At 43.0% G+C, this 16,911-nt stretch carries 14 protein-coding genes; 6 read left to right on the top strand and 8 right to left on the bottom strand.

From position 1 onward, the window contains the following. Window positions 1-296: 296 nt before the first annotated feature. Window positions 297-2,927, bottom strand: a complete 2,631-nt coding sequence (gene topA, locus R7Q48_RS09180) for a type I DNA topoisomerase (protein WP_005378351.1) — start codon at window positions 2,925-2,927, stop codon at window positions 297-299. A 434-nt stretch (window positions 2,928-3,361) separates the two neighbouring features. On the opposite strand from topA, the gene R7Q48_RS09175 reads away from it, so the two are divergent. Further along, on the top strand, window positions 3,362-3,610 hold the full coding sequence (locus tag R7Q48_RS09175) for a YciN family protein (protein WP_005387884.1): 249 nt from the start codon (window positions 3,362-3,364) through the stop codon (window positions 3,608-3,610). A 62-nt stretch (window positions 3,611-3,672) separates the two neighbouring features. Here R7Q48_RS09175 and aroA read toward each other — a convergent pair whose 3' ends face one another. Continuing rightward, a complete protein-coding gene (gene aroA / locus R7Q48_RS09170; protein WP_017634728.1) occupies window positions 3,673-4,953 on the bottom strand; it encodes a 3-phosphoshikimate 1-carboxyvinyltransferase in 1,281 nt (426 codons plus the stop codon). A gap of 290 nt (window positions 4,954-5,243) precedes the next feature. After that, window positions 5,244-5,720 (bottom strand): glycine zipper 2TM domain-containing protein, encoded by a 477-nt coding sequence (locus R7Q48_RS09165; protein ID WP_005378348.1) that lies wholly within the window; start codon window positions 5,718-5,720, stop codon window positions 5,244-5,246. A 39-nt stretch (window positions 5,721-5,759) separates the two neighbouring features. On the opposite strand from R7Q48_RS09165, the gene aat reads away from it, so the two are divergent. The 3 genes from aat to infA all read left to right on the top strand — a co-directional run bounded on the left by aat (window position 5,760) and on the right by infA (window position 7,465). Continuing rightward, window positions 5,760-6,467 (top strand): leucyl/phenylalanyl-tRNA--protein transferase, encoded by a 708-nt coding sequence (gene aat / locus R7Q48_RS09160; RefSeq protein ID WP_005387881.1) that lies wholly within the window; start codon window positions 5,760-5,762, stop codon window positions 6,465-6,467. Then, window positions 6,464-7,165, top strand: coding sequence for an arginyltransferase (locus tag R7Q48_RS09155; protein ID WP_005378346.1), 702 nt, complete (start codon window positions 6,464-6,466; stop codon window positions 7,163-7,165). Before aat ends, R7Q48_RS09155 begins: the two co-directional genes overlap by 4 nt. A gap of 81 nt (window positions 7,166-7,246) precedes the next feature. Continuing rightward, a complete protein-coding gene (gene infA / locus R7Q48_RS09150) occupies window positions 7,247-7,465 on the top strand; it encodes a translation initiation factor IF-1 (RefSeq protein WP_001040192.1) in 219 nt (72 codons plus the stop codon). Between the two features lie 135 nt (window positions 7,466-7,600). Here infA and clpA read toward each other — a convergent pair whose 3' ends face one another. Together clpA and clpS are read right to left on the bottom strand one after the other, a co-directional pair. After that, window positions 7,601-9,868, bottom strand: coding sequence for an ATP-dependent Clp protease ATP-binding subunit ClpA (clpA, locus tag R7Q48_RS09145; protein WP_005387879.1), 2,268 nt, complete (start codon window positions 9,866-9,868; stop codon window positions 7,601-7,603). Between the two features lie 50 nt (window positions 9,869-9,918). Beyond that, the gene (clpS, locus tag R7Q48_RS09140; RefSeq protein ID WP_005378419.1) at window positions 9,919-10,239 is read right to left on the bottom strand and encodes an ATP-dependent Clp protease adapter ClpS; all 321 of its coding nucleotides are present in this window, start codon (window positions 10,237-10,239) and stop codon (window positions 9,919-9,921) included. Window positions 10,240-10,943: 704 nt separating this feature from the next. Between clpS and cspD the strand changes: the two genes are divergently transcribed. After that, window positions 10,944-11,162: a cold shock domain-containing protein CspD gene (gene cspD / locus R7Q48_RS09135; RefSeq protein WP_005378407.1), complete on the top strand. Its 219-nt coding sequence runs from the start codon at window positions 10,944-10,946 to the stop codon at window positions 11,160-11,162. Window positions 11,163-11,345: 183 nt separating this feature from the next. Here cspD and R7Q48_RS09130 read toward each other — a convergent pair whose 3' ends face one another. Continuing rightward, the gene (locus tag R7Q48_RS09130) at window positions 11,346-13,571 is read right to left on the bottom strand and encodes an NADP-dependent isocitrate dehydrogenase (protein ID WP_005378404.1); all 2,226 of its coding nucleotides are present in this window, start codon (window positions 13,569-13,571) and stop codon (window positions 11,346-11,348) included. Window positions 13,572-13,882: 311 nt separating this feature from the next. On the opposite strand from R7Q48_RS09130, the gene R7Q48_RS09125 reads away from it, so the two are divergent. Further along, window positions 13,883-14,584, top strand: coding sequence for a pseudouridine synthase (locus R7Q48_RS09125; RefSeq protein ID WP_005387874.1), 702 nt, complete (start codon window positions 13,883-13,885; stop codon window positions 14,582-14,584). 85 nt (window positions 14,585-14,669) lie between these two features. On the opposite strand, the gene R7Q48_RS09120 is transcribed toward R7Q48_RS09125, so the two are convergent. Continuing rightward, complete coding sequence (locus R7Q48_RS09120; RefSeq protein WP_017634732.1) at window positions 14,670-15,347, bottom strand: DUF2057 family protein; 678 nt, start codon at window positions 15,345-15,347, stop codon at window positions 14,670-14,672. A gap of 76 nt (window positions 15,348-15,423) precedes the next feature. Beyond that, window positions 15,424-16,503, bottom strand: a complete 1,080-nt coding sequence (locus R7Q48_RS09115; RefSeq protein WP_005378424.1) for a porin — start codon at window positions 16,501-16,503, stop codon at window positions 15,424-15,426. Window positions 16,504-16,911: the final 408 nt, after the last annotated feature.

Genomic DNA, 16,911 nt, shown 5'->3' with positions numbered 1-16,911 from the left:
AAAAGCAAACGATTACATTGTGAAAACAATTTACGAACGGATTCACTACACCGCCGATTTTTTAGCCTAATGTATAACAAATATGTGAATGCAAAATGAAAGTTACAACGAATATTTTTTACATAAAAAATACATCAGCGACTACGAAATATTGATGCTGGGATCTTCTTGCGTCAGCAAAACTCAGTCAAAGCAGCAAAGATCTATACGAACAACACAGTGGCCTTTACGCAAAAACAAAACGCAAAAAAGGCAGCGATATCGCTGCCTTTTTACATTACTTAGATCGTACGTTTTTATGCTTTCGCTTTTTTACGCTTATCAGTGACTTCCCACTTACCGTCAACAAAGAGCGCTGTCCAACCAGATGGTTTGCCATTCTCTTCCGAACGAACGTAGTTCTCTTTTGTTTTGCGACTAAAGCGTACGACTGCAGGACGACCATCAGGATCTTCTTGCGGTGCGGTCGCTAGGTATTTGAACTTCTCAGGTAAACGCTCTTCAAAACGTGCCAGTTCAGCAACCAAAGGAGCACGTGTCTCGCGCGATTTCGGGAAGTTGCTTGCCGCCATAAATAGACCTGAAGCACCATCACGAAGTACGAAATACGCATCTGAGTTTTCACATGGCAACTCGGGGAAATGAACAGGATCTTCTTTCGGGGGCGCGACTTCGCCATTCTTCAAGATCTTACGAGTGTTCTTACACGTTTCGCTCGTACAATCCATGTATTTACCAAAGCGACCGTTCTTAAGCACCATATCAGAGCCACATTTGTCACATTCAACAACTGGACCATCGTAGCCTTTTACTTTGAACTCGCCGTATTCAACAAGGTAGCCTTCACAATTCGGGTTATTACCACAAACATGCATCTTACGCTTGTCATCAATCAGGTATGCGTCCATCGCTGTTTCACAGATCGGACAACGCTTTTTAGCGCGCAGAGCTGCGGTTTCAACGTCTTCTTCTAGAACGTTAATAATACCTTCTTCGTCACCCAAGTTGATGGTTGTCTTACAACGCTCTTTTGGTGGTAACGCGTAACCTGAACAGCCTAAGAACACACCTGTCGAAGCAGTACGGATGCCCATTGGACGGCTACACGTCGGACACTCGATATCCGTCATGACGATGTGGTTTAACTTCATACCGCCTTCTGACTCATCCAGCTCCGCTTTTTCAAGATCGCCAGTAAAATCAGCAAAGAAGTTGTCTAACACAGCTTTCCAGTTCACTTCACCTTCAGCGATTTGGTCCAATTTCTGTTCCATACGCGCAGTAAAGTCGTAGTTCATCAAATCGTTAAAGCTGTCATCAAGGCGGTCAGTAACAATTTCACCCATTTTTTCAGCGTAGAAACGGCGCTGATCAACTTTCACGTAGCCACGATCTTGAATCGTAGAAATGATCGATGCGTAAGTCGACGGACGACCAATACCTCGTTTCTCCAGCTCTTTAACCAGTGCTGCTTCAGTGTAGCGCGCAGGTGGCTTTGTAAAGTGCTGTTTAGGGTCAAGTGACTCTAAGCTTAGCTTATCGCCAAGTTGTACCGCAGGAAGGATTGTATCCTCGTTTTTGCCCATTGGACGCTGTACACGAGTCCAGCCGTCAAATTTAAGGATACGGCCTTTCGCTTTAAGCGTGTATTCTGCCGCTTTTACACTGATGGTTGTTGAATCGTATTCTGCTGGCGTCATTTGACACGCTACAAACTGATTCCAAATCAAAGCGTAAAGTTTGTGCGCATCAGCATCGACACCTTGCAGGTCTTCCGCCTTAACACCCACATTTGAAGGACGGATCGCTTCGTGCGCTTCCTGTGCCCCTTCTTTGCTACCGTACGTCAATGGTTTCGCTGGCAGGTACTTATCACCAAACTCAGAACCAATAAAGTCACGTACAGCGTCCACAGCCTCGGCACTTAGGTTAGTCGAGTCAGTACGCATGTAAGTGATGTAACCGGCCTCATAGAGGCGCTGAGCTAGCATCATGGTCTTTTTCACGCCGTAGCCCAGACGTGTACTCGCTGCCTGTTGAAGCGTAGAGGTGATGTAAGGTGCTGAAGGCTTGCTCTTTGTAGGACGGTCTTCACGCTTACATACTTCGTAACTTGCATTCTCAAGTACAGACATCGCTGCTTTGGTTTCTGCCTCATTAACTGGCTTAAACGCAGAACCGTCTTTCTGCGCAACAAGCAGTTTAAAGTCCGCTTTGTCTTTCGTTTTCGTATTCGCATGAATGTCCCAGAATTCTTCTGGTACAAACGCGTTAATCTCACGCTCACGCTCAACTAACAATTTCACCGCAACAGACTGCACTCGACCAGCAGATAAGCCACGAGCCACTTTTTTCCAAAGTAAAGGTGAAACCATAAAACCAACGACACGGTCCATGAAGCGACGTGCTTGTTGGGCATTTACACCATCCATGTTCAGCTCGCCAGGTGTCTGGAAAGCTTGTTGGATCGCGTTTTTCGTAATTTCGTTAAAAACTACACGTTTGTATCGCTCTTCATCGCCACCGATGATCTCACGAAGGTGCCATGCGATTGCTTCCCCTTCGCGGTCCAAATCGGTTGCGAGATAAACGCAATCTGCGTCTTTGGCGAGTTTTTGTAGTTCGTTGACAACTTTTTCTTTGCCTGGAAGGATTTGGTAATTCGCTTCCCAGTCATGATATGGGTTAATCCCCATTTTTTTGATCAACGCTTTGCGGTCTTTCTCTTTTTTAACGCGCGCTTTCTCTTCCGGACTCATCCCTTTAGTTGAGATGGCTGCGGCTTTTTTCTCACCAGTGCTTTGACCGGCCGTAGGCAGATCACGCACATGACCAACACTAGACTTAACAATAAAGTCTTTACCAAGGTACTTATTTATCGTCTTTGCCTTGGCTGGTGACTCCACTATAACGAGTGATTTACCCATAACTGACTCTAACGTCCTTCATAATAATGCGGGTAGAAACCTTGTTTAAAGGCCACCCGCATAATGTTCTATTTCATTGCTTCTTTTTTTACTATTGTGCGAGATGAAAAGAAGATCAACTGCTTTTTTGAAATTCAGATCCGATTGGTTGACAATTCATCGTCTTTATACTTCAAAGAGACAGGGTTCTGAAAGGTATTGAGCGGCATATCTAAACAGGCAAACTTAGCATCCGCTAATCCAATGCAATAAATTTTGTTACCCATCACAAAATAGTTTGGTTCAATGCTCTGCCATCTTCCTCCGCATCATGCTTATACTCTAAAAATTGATCTGTTTAGTCTTACTGAACGATTGACTGAATTAATCATGCAAACCCATTTTAGTTGTAGGTATACTCAGCATTCTTAACTAAATAGAATGGTAGAAAGAATATGTCTGATAGAACGTTTATCGAAGAGTTCGACCTTCTTTTGATCGCTAACCAAATCATCCAAGAGCACGATGATTACATCGAGGGGATGCGAGCAACAAGCGTAGAAGAAAAAGAAGGTGTTTTAGTTTTTAAAGGTGAATACTTCCTTGATGACAAAGGTTTACCAACTTCAAATACGACTGCAGTATTCAATATGTTCAAATACTTAGCGCATCACCTTTCTAAGGAATTTACGCTGGTTAAATAGTATTGGGAAACAAAAAAGCCAGAGTGTTATTCACTCTGGCTTTTTGTTTTAGGTCAGAATATTTAGCAACTTAAAGCCTTAAGTTTGTCGAAGTAGTCAGGGAACGTTTTCGACGTACACTTTGGATCGTTAATCGTCACAGGCGTATCACTAAGTGCCACCAGCGAAAAACACATCGCCATACGATGATCATCGTAAGTATCAATCGCTGCATGCTTTAACTGAGAGACAGGTTTGACGATGATGTAGTCTTCCCCTTCTTCCACTTCCGCACCAACTTTACGTAACTCAGTCGCCATAGCTGACAAACGGTCTGTTTCTTTTACACGCCAGTTATAAACGTTACGAATAGCGGTAGTGCCTTCGGCAAATAACGCTGTTGTCGCGATGGTCATTGCAGCATCAGGGATATGGTTGTAATCCATATCAATGCCTTTTAATTGACCAACACGTGAAATTACGTAGTCATCACCCCATTCAATTTCTGCACCCATTTTTTCAAGCGCATCAGCAAATTGAATATCACCTTGAATGCTGTTTTTACCGATACCCGTGACTTTAACTTCTCCGCCTTTGATGGCTGCCGCCGCCAAGAAGTAAGAAGCAGAAGACGCGTCACCTTCAACCAAGAAATCACCTGGAGCGATGTATTGCTGACCGGCTGGGATCACAAACTCTTGATAGTCATTGTTGATCACATCGACTCCAAACTGCTTCATGATATGCAGGGTGATATCGATATAAGGCTTAGAAACCAAATCGCCTTCGATGTTGATGCGAATTTCACCTTCAGCCAATGGCGCAGACATTAAGAAAGCGGTCAAGAACTGACTTGAAATGGACCCATCGATAGAAACTGTACCTGCTTTTAGGCCAGTACCAATTATTTTGAGAGGCGGAAAGTTCTCGTTTTCCATGTACTCAACGTTCGCACCAGCATCTTTCAGTGCCGTGACAAGGTGACCAATTGGACGCTCTTTCATACGAGGTTCGCCCGTCAGTACATACTCCCCTTCTCCAAGACAAAGAGCCGCAGCTAATGGTCGCATCGCAGTGCCAGCATTGCCGAGAAATAACTCTACCGGCTCTGAGACAGAAAACGGACGCCCAAGGCCGTCAACGAGACATTCTGTTTTATCTTCGGAAAGTTGGTATTGAACGCCTAGTTTAGTCAGCGCATTCAGCATATGACGGATATCATCACTGTCGAGGAGATTAGTAAGGCGAGTTCTGCCTTTAGCAAGAGCAGCAAGTAAAAGAGCTCGATTAGAAACGCTTTTAGAGCCAGGAAGGTTCACTTCCCCTTGAATTTTATTGATAGGTTGTAACGTTAGGCTTTCCATTAAAAGTTGATAATCCTTTGTGCCCTCAACATACGATTTTTTATGAGGGCTAAACAATTCTTCGTGAATTCAGACTACCCAAAAAAACACGACAAAACCAGAGTAAATCGGCGCTAATTTATGAATATCCTCAAGCAGCCTAAAGATACAGAATTAAAGGCATTGCCAGCGATGTAAATAAGAGCGAAAGAAGCACGGCGAAACAGCAAACTATTTCGACTTGATTTGACAATAAGCCAGCCCGACTGTACATGCCTGATTAGGCTTAGTTAGGCTAAAACAACCTAGGGTTAATAAGTGATATCAACCCTGACTCCATCATCAAAATATAAAATACGAACTTCATCCCCTCGACTAAATAACATATTTTTATCAACATCTTGGATGACATTAATTAGCTTATCACCCTTCACTTTGATGAGTAGCTCAACTAACTTATATTCAACCGTGTATTGGTAATTACTTTGGTTTTGAGCAACTGCGGCACCTGCAAGCGCACCCACTGCCGTCGCGACTTCTCTTCCCGTACCGCCACCAAATTGATTACCGACTAAACCACCGATAGTGGCACCAAGTAGTGTCTTCCAACCGTTACTTTTCGATTGAACAACCTCTTGTTGAGTAATATAACGGACAGAGTCAATCTTCCCGTAAACTACTTCATTAACTGGCTTGGCAACATTTCTTTCATAGGCTGCGTTGGCGACAAGTGGTAAAAACAGTATGATCCCAAGCCATACTTTTACGATATTTCTTAACCAGGTCATCATAAACTCCTCTGACTCCAATGTTGGTAACGACTTCTTATGGCTATTTATTTAACTGAACTCGATGAAACGTTCAACTTTCCCTCACCCTATAAAGCACTCAGCGACCCCAATGGTTTGCTGGCTTTTGGTGGTGACTTAAACCCCATGAGAATCCTCAATGGTTACTATCAAGGCATTTTCCCTTGGTATGGTCCTGGTGAACCTATTTTATGGTGGAGCCCTTCTCCGCGCGCTGTGTTTGACCCATTGCAGTTTAAGCCATCTAAAAGTCTCAAAAAATTTCAGCGTAAACATAACTATAAAGTAACACTCAATTTCGCGACAGAAGAAGTGATTAGACTATGTTCTTCAACACGCCCTGCAGAGGAAACATGGCTCAACGAGGAAATGCAAGCTTCCTACATTGAGTTAGCCAAACTTGGTCACTGTCACTCTGTAGAAGTATGGCATGACAACAACCTGATTGGCGGACTATATGGCATCTGCGTGGGCCAACTTTTTTGCGGGGAGTCGATGTTTAGCCTAAAAGATAACGCATCCAAAATTGCATTGTGGTACTTATGCAACCATTTGGCGTCAAAGCAAGGTCAATTAATCGATTGCCAAGTTATGAATTCTCACTTGGCATCACTTGGCGCATTTGAACTTGAGCGTGACGAATTTATGCAAAAACTACTATCTTTAAGAGAAAAGCAAACACTATTTGATGCCTATCAGCCCCAAGTTTTGCAGGATTCAGTATGAGTACGGATATACAACATATTCGAATAGGGTTGACGAATAATCACCCTTGTAGTTATTTGCCTGAACGGCAAGAGCGGGTTGCGGTGGCGCTTGATGAAAGGCTGCATACTGAAGAAAATTACCAGTTGCTCATGGCTAACGGTTTTCGTCGTAGCGGAGATACCATATATAAACCGCATTGCGAGCATTGCACCGCTTGCCAGCCAATTCGAGTCTCGATTCCAGACGTTAGATTATCAAAAAGTCAGAAGAGGCTGCTTAATAAAGCACAGTCTTTACGCTGGGAAATGAAACCTGAAATGGATGAGGAATGGTTTGAGCTTTACAGTCGGTACATCTGCAAACGGCATAAAAACGGCACTATGTACCCACCAAAGCGTGATGAGTTTGCTCGATTTGCTCAAACTAGCTGGCTGACAACGTCGTTTTTACACATTTACGATGAATCAGATCAATTGCTCGCCATTGCGGTGACAGATTTGATGCCACAATGCTCGAGTGCTTTTTATACTTTCTTTGACCCTGACTACGAGTTATCTCTTGGCACGTTAGCAGTGCTTTATCAAATTAAATACTGCCAAGAAAACAAACAACAGTGGCTATATTTGGGATATCAGATTGATGAGTGCCCAGCAATGAGCTACAAAACACGCTTTCAACGCCACCAAAGGCTAGTAAATCAGCGTTGGCGAGGGTAGAATACGCCTCAACTTTACATAATTACTATTTAGCGGCAGAATATAGCCCGCTAATATTGCCTAATTTCTAAAGAGGATTAAATGGCTAAAGAAGACGTAATCGAGATGCAAGGCACTGTCCTTGACACTCTACCAAACACTATGTTCCGTGTTGAACTTGAAAACGGTCACGTTGTGACTGCTCACATCTCTGGCAAGATGCGTAAGAACTACATCCGTATCCTAACGGGTGACAAAGTAACTGTAGAGATGACTCCATACGACCTGTCAAAAGGCCGCATCGTCTTCCGCGCTCGTTAATCTCTGATTTTCGGATGCAATAAAAAACGGAGCAAGCTGCTCCGTTTTTTATTGCACAATTTTTTCCGATTTAGTTCAGATAAAAAAAAGCGTACGATCTTCTCGTACGCTTTTGCGTTTGTTACCGACTAACGATTAATGCATCGCTGTCTCTTTCTCACTTAAGTATTCAAACTCAAGCGTATCGTTGACCAGCGTTACCTTCACTGTACCGCCGTCAACTAAAGATCCAAACAACAGTTCGTTAGCCAAAGGCTTCTTAAGCTGTTCTTGGATAACACGCCCCATTGGGCGAGCCCCCATAGCTTTGTCATAACCTTTATGTGCTAACCAATGGCGAGCGTCTTGCGATACTTCCATTGAAACGCCTCTCGCATCAAGTTGCACTTGCAGTTCGACAATGAACTTATCAACCACTTGATGGATAACGCTTTCATCAAGGCTGTTAAACCAGATGATGTTATCAAGACGGTTACGGAACTCAGGAGTAAACACCTTCTTAATTTCCGCCATTGCATCGTGACTGTTGTCTTGTTGAATCAAACCAATTGATTTCTTCTCGGTTTCCGCCACACCTGCGTTAGTTGTCATAACAAGAATGACATTACGGAAGTCTGCTTTGCGACCATTGTTGTCCGTTAGCGTACCGTTATCCATGACTTGTAACAACAGGTTAAAGATATCAGGGTGCGCTTTTTCAATCTCATCAAGTAATACGACTGAATGTGGGTGCTTAATAACAGCATCAGTTAGCAAACCACCTTGGTCATAACCGACATAGCCAGGAGGCGCACCAATTAAGCGACTTACGGAGTGACGCTCACCATACTCAGACATATCAAAACGAAGTAGCTCGATACCTAGAAGCTTAGATAACTGCACCGTCACCTCTGTTTTACCAACCCCTGTTGGGCCTGCAAACAAGAATGAACCAACAGGTTTGTTGTCTACACCTAAACCTGCACGTGTCAGCTTGATCGCCTCGGACAAGGCATCAATCGCATTATCTTGACCAAATACCAACATCTTCATTTTGCTATCTAAGTTTTTCAAAATGTCTTTATCTGAAGAAGAAACCGACTTCTCTGGAATTCGCGCCATTTTGGCAACCATTGATTCGATATCAGCCACTCCGACCGTTTTTTTACGACGGCTTGCAGGAGCAAGACGACTACGCGCACCAGCTTCATCAATGACATCAATGGCCTTATCTGGTAGATGGCGTTCATTAATGTATTTAGCCGACAGTTCTACCGCGGCACGCAGAGCTTTATTGGTATAACGTACTTCATGGTGAGCTTCGTACTTCGGCTTCAAGCCCATCAAGATTTTAGTTGTGTCATCTAATGAAGGCTCTACAACGTCTATCTTTTGGAAACGGCGAGACAACGCACGCTCTTTCTCGAAAATGTTGCTGTATTCTTGGTATGTCGTCGAACCAATACAACGCAACTTACCGCTACTCAAAAGAGGCTTAATAAGATTTGCTGCATCGACTTGCCCCCCAGATGCCGCGCCTGCACCGATGATGGTATGTATTTCATCGATGAACAAAATGGCATCCTCTTCTTTTTCAAGTTGTTTCAAAATCGCCTTGAAGCGTTTTTCAAAATCACCGCGATATTTGGTACCAGCGAGCAAAGAGCCAATATCTAGTGAATAAATCACGCTGTTTTGAATGACCTCAGGGACCTGCCCTTCGACAATTCTCCATGCAAGACCTTCCGCAATAGCTGTTTTACCAACCCCTGCCTCACCCACTAGTAGTGGATTATTCTTGCGGCGTCGACAAAGTACCTGAATAGTGCGCTCTAACTCTTTATCACGTCCAATGAGTGGGTCGATGTTTCCATCTTTAGCGACTTGATTAAGATTCGTCGCAAAGCTTTCTAGGCGTTCTTCAGAATTAGGCTCTTCAACACTTTCTGAGCTAAACGAGTCTGATGATGAATCCTCACCTGCACCTGATGCTTTAGTAATACCGTGGGAGATGAAGTTAACAATATCTAATCGGGAGATGTCATTTTTCTTCAGAAGGTAAGCGGCATGCGACTCTTGCTCACTGAAGATAGCAACAAGCACGTTGGCGCCTGTTACTTCATTACGACCAGACGACTGTACATGAAAGACGGCGCGTTGTAGTACACGTTGAAAACTCAAAGTCGGCTGCGTTTCACGCGTCTCATCACTATCTGGGATAAGAGGCGTAGTTTGATCGATGAAAATATCGAGTTCGTTGCGTAAAGCGTCGAGATCCGCCTTACAAGCTAGAAGGGCTTCCTTAGCTGCATCATTTTCCAACAATGCAAGTAGGAGGTGTTCGACAGTCATAAACTCGTGGCGTTTGTCGCGCGCCCGAGCAAATGCACCGTTAAGGCTTGACTCTAGTTCTTTATTTAGCATAAGTACCTCCCGAAAAAACAACTGGGGTTGTTCGAGCAAGTCTTCTTTGTTTACGCTTGCTCCATAGTGCAAAGTAGCGGATGTTCATTTTCCCTTGCGTACATCGTAACTTGCGCTACTTTTGTTTCGGCAATTTCTGCGCTGTATGTGCCGCAGATTGCCTTTCCTTCATAGTGGACCTGAAGCATGATTTGAGTTGCTTTATCAATATCATGTGAGAAAAATCGCTCAAGCACCTCTATGACGAAATCCATAGGTGTATAGTCATCATTATTGAGTACGACATTGTACAGCTTAGGTGGCTGGACTTTCGTACTTTCTCTCTCCAGAAGATCAGAGTCCGGAGTGACCCATTCAAAATTTTTACTCATGGCAATCTAAAGATATCGTATCAAAGGGTTGATGTTTTCGACCTATAAAAACAATCTACCACAAGCATGCAGCGCGGTGTAGTGAGTTATGGCACCGAATTCGATCTTTGATCAATAAAAGTTGCTACCTAATATAGAGACTAATGCACGTCTTGATACGGCGCAAATAAAAGATGCTTGTCGATAAGTTACACATTTTTTCTTATAAAAGAACTTTCTATTTATTGCTCTCGGACTATTGCAAACCACCCCATCATCTTCTATCTGGATCACACTTCCTCATTGAGAATACGGTAATTATCACGAAAACTTCATTTTTTATTCAGTCAGAGGATTCTTCTCCCATAAGCAACACGGACAGTATGGCTTTTTCAGTATGAGCCACTTCATAGGCAAATTGACTAAACTTCTGCGTATATACGAAAAACTGTTTGCAAATTTGTTAATCTCAAAAGTGATTTGTTTTCAATTATGTTTCTGTTTGTTGCTCACTGCTATTGACTGTCGAAATTCATTGACTACAGTGGAAAGTGTCGATGCATAAATCATCATTTTGAAACCTCTCTCCTTTAAGTGGTTTGATGAATGTGACTTATCATTGATTTGACGTTTGTTGGCATTCGCTGACAATGGTAGTACCAAGTTAAAGGTATAACTTGGTTGCAGTAACAACATCAGTAAAAAATGCATGAGGGATGTAAAGCATGGCTACAGGTACAGTAAAGTGGTTTAACAATGCCAAAGGATTTGGGTTTATTTGTTCAGATGAAGAAGAGGGAGATATCTTTGCCCACTACTCAACTATCCAGATGGACGGTTATCGTACACTGAAAGCAGGCCAACAAGTCTCTTACGAGATTGAAAAAGGTCCCAAAGGCTGTCACGCGAGTAGCGTCGTGCCTCTTGAAGGCCAAGCCAAATAATTAGAGCGCTGTCGAAATATTAAAATATTGCTCTCGAAACGCCACGTTGATGTTTTGAAGAGAAAAATAAACCCGCAAAGATAGCGGGTTTCTTACTATTTAGAGCACGTGTTACAAAAGGAACACTTACAACGCACTTACAGGATAGGAAACACGCCGAAAACGACGTGTTTTTACACTAACTTACTTGTTAATGATTGCGTTAAAGGTTTCGCTTGGACGCATCAATTTAGAAACCAATGCATCGTCTAGTAAGTAGTAACCTCCTAGCTCACCTTTCACGCCTTGCGCATTATTTAGCTCAGCAACGATCGTTTCTTCCTGCTCTGACAGCGCTTTTGCAATTGGTGCAAATTCAGCAGCAAGATCCGCATCATCCGTTTGCTCTGAAAGCGCTTTCGCCCAGTAAAGTGCAAGATAGAAGTGGCTTCCACGGTTATCTAGCTCACCCACTTTGCGTGACGGAGATTTGTTGGTGTCTAAAAACTCACCGGTCGCTTTATCTAGTGTATCTGCGAGAACCTGAGCCTTAGGATTGTTTGTCGCTACACTTAAATGCTCTAACGAAGCTGCAAGCGCTAGGAACTCGCCCAAAGAATCCCAACGAAGGTGATTCTCTTTTTCTACTTGTTGAACGTGCTTAGGAGCAGAACCACCAGCGCCTGTTTCAAATAGACCACCACCATTCATCAATGGAACAATAGATAGCATCTTAGCAGACGTACCTAACTCGAGAATTGGGAACAAGTCTGTTAGGTAGTCACGAAGAACATTACCTGTAACAGAGATAGTATCTAGGCCCGCTTTCATACGCTCTAGTGAGTACTTACAAGCTTCAACAGGAGATAGGATCTTAATCTCTAGACCGTCAGTATCGTGATCTGGTAGGTAGGCGTTTACTTTCTTGATGAGCTCAGCATCGTGCGCGCGGTTTTCATCTAGCCAGAATACAGCTGGAACACCTGTTGCACGTGCGCGAGTCACTGCTAGTTTAACCCAATCTTGGATTGGTGCGTCTTTAACCTGACACATACGGAAGATATCACCTTCTTCAACCGCTTGCTCTAACAGTACGTTACCTGAAGCATCAACAACGCGAACAGTACCCGCAGCGTCTAGAATGAATGTCTTGTCGTGAGAACCATACTCTTCAGCTTTCTGAGCCATTAGACCAACGTTAGGTACGCTACCCATAGTGGTTGGATCAAATGCGCCGTGCTCTTTACAGAAATCAATAACCGCTTGGTAAATACCTGCGTAGCTACGATCTGGAATCATCGCTTTGGTGTCTTTTTGTTTACCATCTGGTCCCCACATTTGACCCGAAGAGCGAAGCATTGCTGGCATAGAAGCATCTACAATAATGTCACTTGGTACATGTAAGTTTGTGATACCACGATCAGAGTCAACCATCGCAAGTTCTGGTTGAGTTTGGTAAACCGCTTGAATGGCCGCTTCAATTTCTGCTTTTTGCGCTTCAGGTAGAGACTCAATTTTTGAGTAAACATCACCGATGCCATTGTTTACATCAACGCCTAGCTCTTCAAACAGCTTACCGTACTTATCGAAAACGTCTTTGTAGTAAACTTTTACGGCATGGCCGAAAATGACAGGGTCAGAAACTTTCATCATCGTCGCTTTCATATGAAGAGACAGCAGCACGTCTTGCGCTTTCGCTTCAGCAATCTCTTTCTCGAAAAATTCAACCAACGCCTTCTTCTTCATTACTGAAGTATCAATGACTTCTTTATCTAGTAATGGGAACGCAGACTTAAGCTCTTTAACTGTACCATCATTACCGACAAACTCGATTTTGACCTCTGTTGCACCAGAGATAGTTGTAGACTTTTCGCTACCAAAGAAGTCATTGTCTGACATGCTCGCAACATGAGACTTAGATTCGGCTGACCATGCACCCATTGAGTGTGGGTTTTTCTTCGCGTAGTTCTTAACCGAAGTCGGAGCACGACGGTCTGAGTTACCTTCACGAAGTACTGGGTTAACCGCACTACCTTTGATTTTGTCGTAAGCCGCTTTAATCGCTTTCTCTTCGTACGTGCTCGGCTCTTCTGGGTAGTTTGGTAAATCGTAACCTTTCGCCTGAAGCTCTTTAATCGCCGCTTTAAGCTGAGGAACTGAAGCTGAAATGTTAGGTAGCTTGATGATATTTGCTTCTGGAGTTTGAGCTAGTTCACCAAGCTCAGTCAACGCATCGCCAATGCGCTGTTCTTCTTTTAGATGCTCTGGGAAGTTAGCGATAATTCGACCTGCTAGTGAAATATCACGAGTATCTACATTGATGCCAGACGATGCTGTGAATGATTGAATGATTGGTAGTAATGAATAAGTTGCTAGCGCCGGCGCTTCATCAGTGATGGTGTAGATAATTGTAGGTTTTTCTGTAGGCATGAAATTTCCCTATTTTTTAATCAACTTGTTGGCTGATCAACTCAGCGTCTGAGTTGGTTTAATTGACGCATTGCTGCACGTTAGCAGTACATGTCTCCTCACTAACGCCACATGCGGTTCGCACTCTTTGTTGTAGTTTGAAGCTCTAAGCTCTGAATCCATGAGTGCACTGATATAATTAAACAAATAACACGAATTAGTCTATCATTCTGTGCGCGTTTGTTAGTTTTAGGCGCGCAAATCATATCCGATCATGAGAAAACTTAAAACTTTCAAACACAGTTCATTTACATTTTTGCAGGGTAGTTAACATGTCATCTCGTACAGGTCAGGAAAAAGGTCGCAGTCGTAACCAGTCTAAAACGGGCCATTTTAAACACTCAGGAGCTCGCAATGGCTCGAAGACTCGTACTCAACAAGACCGCCGCCCTAATCGTCCAACAAAAAGCCAAAAGCCAAAAGTGGCCCCTAAAGATCGTAAAGTCATTATTTTCAATAAGCCTTACGATACGCTCAGTCAATTTACCGATGGCGATGGTCGCAAAACGTTAGCGGACTATATCCCAATCAAAAATGTCTATGCGGCTGGCCGATTGGACCGAGACAGCGAAGGTTTAATGGTACTCACTAACGATGGCATCTTGCAGGCGAAGCTAACGCAGCCAAAGTCAAAATCACCGAAGACTTATTGGGTTCAAGTCGATGGCGCTCCTCAAGAGCAAGATCTTGAAAAATTGAGAAAGGGAGTAGAGCTAAAAGATGGTATGACTCTACCAGCCGAAGTTGAAGTTATTCCAGAACCACAAGTCTGGGACAGAACCCCTCCGGTCCGTTTTCGAGCAAATATCCCTACCACTTGGTTAGCCATTACCATTATTGAAGGAAGAAATCGTCAGGTACGTCGCATGACTGCGCACATTGGCTTCCCTACTTTGCGCCTCATTCGTCATTCGATGGGTGATATCGTCCTTAACGACCTAATGCCTGGTGAATGGAGAGAAATCTCTCTCTAATAAGCAGAAAAGATAAAAGCAGGCTTAAAGCCTGCTTTTTAGATTCGTACTTTTTCAGTTAAGCCCTATCTAATGAACTAAGGGATTACTGCTCAGCAAGCCAGTTTTTAAATGCCTCTTTTTCCGCCGGAGACGCTTTCTGGTACATCGTCTTTAATACATCAACCATTGGGCTGTCGTTCGATGCGGCTGTTGAACGGGTATCACTAGTCTCAACTCGAGGCTCGATATCACTTACTGATTGTTGATGCTGATTCACAGTTACATAACTAACGGCAACACTCGCGATACCGCCAGCAATATTGTAGTTGCGAGATTCTTGAGGGTAATTACGACCAATTTGAACACCATCTGACTCTAATACATCTTCGACCAAAGCAATAGGTTGGCCTTTGGTATCCAGTAATTGCCAATCTAGAGGCGAGATGTTGTTTTGCGCTTGGCGAAGAGTTTTAAACTCTGGCAGTTCAAACGTTAGCTTTTCGTTTTCAGCATCAAATTTAGCAACGATTACATCACTGTAAACCGTCTTAAGGTTTTCGTTAATTTCGAATGTAGGTTGATATTTGAAGACAATTTGATTCGTTCCGTCAGGTAGTTCGATTGTCTTCTCACTAGAAAAAAGACCACCTTCTAGATCTGGCTTCTCCATGTTGACGGCCAATAACTTCACGTCTTCTGGAACCACTAAAGTCGTTGCAGCGTAGAGGTTTGTACTGGCAAAAATAGACAGTGCCATTGCCACTTTTAATGATAACTGCATAGAATTTTTCATCCTTATCTTCATAGTAAAAGACCCAGCATATAGCTGGGTCTTACAATATCAAACTGGGTATTGATTACCAGTAGAAACGAGCACCAACACCGAAGTTAGTTGCGTCGTCTGTGTCTTTGTTGTCGAAGTCAGTACCTTCGAAAGTGTAACCCGCTTCTGCGAATACACGTGCCCATTTAGAGAACTTGTATTCAACACCAGCGTAGAACCAAGAAGAGTCTGCGTCTACTTTACCTGCTTCGTCAGTAGACTGAGCTAGGTACTCGTAACCAGAGTATAGAGTTGTTTTAGGAGCAACAGCGAACATACCAGCTACAACGATGTAGTGTGAATCAACTGTTGATTTACCTAGCTTATCTTCGTTTTCGTTGTAGTAGTACGTAGCACCTAGAGTGTGCTCGTTTAGTGCGTACTCAGCAGTTACTTCAAAAGATAGGTTTTCGTTATCAGTACGCTCTGTGTGAGAAACTGTTTGCTCTACACCATTAAGAACTAGTTTTTTCTCTTTAGTTACGTTGATGTCGTTGTTCGCAGTAAGTACACCAGCGTGTAGAGATAGGTCGTTGAAAGATTTACCAACGAATACTTCTAGTACTTCTTCGTTAGAATCTTTTTCGCCTAGCGCGTAACCAGCTTTTAGCCAGAACGCGTCATTTTCGTAAGCGTATTTGATTTGAGAATCGTTGTTCCAAGCATGACCGTATGCAGTTTCCGCTGCGTTACCACCGAAGAAGTAAGAGTAATCTGCGAAGTATACGTCATCAGCCCAAGTACCTTCTTTACCGAAGCGAAGAGTACCCATATCACCCATATCAAAACCGATGATGTGGCGACGTACGTATACAGAGTCATCTGTACGCTCGCTTGAATCAGCACCTGCGTCGTAGTTGTCACCTAGAGCAACACCGATTTCAACTTCACCCAGAACTTTTAGGCTTTCGTCAACAACGTAAACCGCGTTCACACCAGTACGAGAAGAGCTAGTGTTTAGCTCTGCTGTGTGATCAGTTTTTTCTGTGAATAGAAGAGTTGGACGTAGCTGACCGTAGAAATCTACAGAACCTTCTTCAGATTTGAATACTTCAGCTGCGTTCACTGAAGTTGCAGACGCAACTACAGCTAGTGCTAATAGAGTTTTTTTCATAATTAATCCACTGCCTTTTCTTAGTTCGGGATATCCTTGTCCGGTTCCCTTTTTTTATATGTTTGAGGTAGAGCGTTAACAAAACGTTATACAGCACCTCCTCAAAATCTGGAGCTAAGAGTGCAAAAGATTATTCTGGCTGTCAAATTTTCTAAATACCAATGTAAAAAAAACAAAATACCATTACAAAACAACAACTTGATAAGATTACCTTTATTTATTCGACGAACATCTAACCAATCTCCATTATTATTTGTAATTTACAAAATTATTAACAAATGGTTTTTTAATCCAATAAGTAAATTTAAAAAAACAAAAAAAAGAATAAAAACCTACAAATCAGACAAAGTTGGAGTTTTATATTTTTCATATAATGAAATTAATTTCATTAAGATAAGGTTCAATATT

The organism is Vibrio sp. 378, assembly GCF_033339435.1.
Note: the sequence above shows the minus strand (reverse complement) of the source record. Positions and strands in the feature narration are given on the sequence as shown.